Source organism: Ancylomarina sp. (assembly GCF_041555295.1).
Taxonomy (GTDB): Bacteria; Bacteroidota; Bacteroidia; order Bacteroidales; family Marinifilaceae; genus Ancylomarina.
The window spans coordinates 1-2,553 of record NZ_JBFFKR010000392.1; the positions used below are offsets into that span (position 1 = coordinate 1).

The window sequence follows — 2,553 nt, forward strand, 5'->3', positions numbered from 1 at the left end:
AGTTATGCAGGTCGTCGTCCTCCAAAGTGGGTTAAGAATAGACCGGTTTCTTCGGGGTATTATATTGGGGTATCGGTTGTTAGTAAAAATGTGGATAATTATATGCAGTTGGCTAAAAATAAAGCTCTGCAAGATTTAGCTTCTCAAATTTCCATCAATATTTCATCAAATTCGGTTTTATATCAGTTCGAAGATAACACGAGTTTTAAAGAGGAATTTGAATCTCAAGTTAAAACCTCTTTGGTTCAAGAATTAGAAGCTTATGAATTCGTAGCCTCATGGAATAATAAAAGAGGGAATGAGTATTGGGAATACTATCGTTTATCGAAGAAACAATATGCTTTATTGCAACGACTGAAGTTAAATAAGGCGAAGAGGTTAGCTCAGAATTATTTTGATGAAGCTACCATGTACGAAGATAAGTTGGATCTCATTCAGGCTTTAAGTTATTACGTAAAATCAATAAAAGCTTTAAAGAAGCATCTGGATCAAGATTTATCGGTGATGACTTTTGAAGGACCTATAAATTTAGGAACTGAAATTTTTAAACGAATTCAGAATATCTACACAAGAACTCAACTTGTACCAGTAAATAAAAATATCAAGATAGAGATTTCAACTTCAATTAAGGATCCATTTATGGTTAAAGCGAGCTGGGCGTCTGATGAGGGGGAGAAAGAGCTAGTGAATTTGCCACTTAATTTCGATTTCGTAACTGGTGGTGGTTTGTTGGACAAGCATGCTAATACTGATGAATTTGGTTATGCTTCTTCTCAGTTGACTCGTGTAACATCAAAAGAGAAACTTCAGAAAGTTGAAGCAGCTCTGGATTTGTCCTCTATATTGAATCAGGACGATGAAGATTATGAGATCTATAAAATGTTTCTAACGCCTGAATTGGCTCCTAAATGCTCAATCATTCTAAATGTAGAACGCTTGAAAGCTTATATGCTTTTTAGCGAGAAAATTTTCGGTAAAGATTCCCAAAGATCTATTCTCAAAAGCGCAATCAAGAAAGAATTATCTGAGAATTTCTTCTCGTTTACAGAAGATAAAAATAGTGCCAACGTGATTTTAGATGTGAAAACCAATGTTACGAAGGGGGAAATAAAAGAAGGGCGTAATTACAAGGTACATATTGTTTATTTGGATTGCTTTTTCTCATTGACAGATATGAAATCGGGATTTGAAATTTTCAACGATGCAATATATGAAGTAAAAGGGATGAAGCCAGTGAGTTATAATTATGCTGTGAGAGAAGCCTATGAACAAGCTGTAGAGGAAATTCACAATACCATTATTCCTAAATTGAATCAACTTGATCTTTAATCGAGATCGAATTAAAATAATGAATCAGAATAGTAAAATCATTCAGTTTTGAACCTATACACATATTGTATTTTAATACTGAAGTATAAATTGAAATCTATGAAAGCGAAAAATTTGAAACAAGTTTTTATCCTAGGATTAGGAATGATAATGACTGCAGGATTAAGTTCATGTGGCTCTAGTGAAAAAGTTGCTTCAGTAAAATCTCAAGGAGAAGAATTAATTGAAGTATACTGCACTGGTCCTGATTACCAAAGTGACAAGAAGACCTTCAGAGCCTCTGCTATTGGAGAAAGTTTAGACCAAATGGTTTCTAAGAAAAAAGCGGGAACAAATGCTCGTGCCGAACTAGCGACTTTGGTGGCATCTACAATTAAAGGAACGATTGACAACTACATTAATTCTACTGAATTGAATAATGTTGAGCAAGTAGAGGAACGTTTTGAAGGATTAACTCGTGAGGTTATCAACCAGCAATTGAATAATATTAAGGTAATCTGTGAGAAGCAAACACGTACAGCTCAAAATAAATACAAGACTTACATTGCTATTGAAATGAGTGGTGAAGATTTAGAAAAAGCTATCGAACAAAAATTATCTCAGGATGAGAAATTGAAGGTAGATTACGATTACAATAAGTTCAAAGAGACTTATGACGCTGAAATGCAGAAATTAGAAAGTAAACAAAGAGGATTTTAATCTTTAGCTTTCCAATAACATAAAAACAGCGCTTATCCTCATGGATAAGCGCTGTTTTTTTATATCAATAGTTATTAGATCATACTAATAAGTTGCACACAAATGATTAAAAATACCATTGCAATAGGATAAACAGTTGCGTAAGCTATAGCTTGTGCATTTGAATCTGTCATGCCATCAACTGCAGCTAGCCCTGGTGTACTTGTCATACTTCCTGTTAGAGCACCTAATAAATTGAGTAGGTTCATTTTTAACCAATAGTGCCCAATAAGTGTTGTTATTAGCATTGGTATAAGCGTGATGACAATACCTATTCCGAAAAGGAGCATTCCTGACTCTTGAAAGGTTTCTACGAGCTTAGAGCCTGCGCTAGTCCCCACTACAGATAGAAACATGAGTAAACCTAATTGGCGAAGTAATTGATTGGCTGTGCCAGACATTGTCCATAGAATTGGGCCTGTTTTTCCAATTCGACTAAGGATGAGAGCAACCATTAAAACGCCACCGGTTAATCCTAGTGAGAAT

The 2,553-nt window shown here is 34.8% G+C and carries 2 protein-coding genes and 1 pseudogene; 2 read left to right on the forward strand and 1 reads right to left on the reverse strand.

Going from position 1 to position 2,553, the window contains the following annotated elements:
- Positions 1 to 1,329: LPP20 family lipoprotein (locus ABY905_RS16330; protein WP_372645797.1), on the forward strand; the 1,329-nt coding region annotated here is incomplete at its 5' end.
- 99 nt (positions 1,330 to 1,428) lie between these two features.
- On the forward strand, positions 1,429 to 2,028 hold the full coding sequence (locus tag ABY905_RS16335; RefSeq protein ID WP_372645799.1) for a hypothetical protein: 600 nt from the start codon (positions 1,429 to 1,431) through the stop codon (positions 2,026 to 2,028).
- Positions 2,029 to 2,102: 74 nt separating this feature from the next.
- On the opposite strand, the pseudogene ABY905_RS16340 reads toward ABY905_RS16335, so the two are convergent.
- Positions 2,103 to 2,553, reverse strand: a pseudogene (locus ABY905_RS16340) (transporter); the annotation flags it as partial.

Coding starts and splice junctions, on each gene's coding strand:
- ABY905_RS16335 (WP_372645799.1), top strand. CDS start 1,429: ATGAAAGCGAAAAATTTGAAACAAGTTTTTATCCTAGGATTAGGAATG.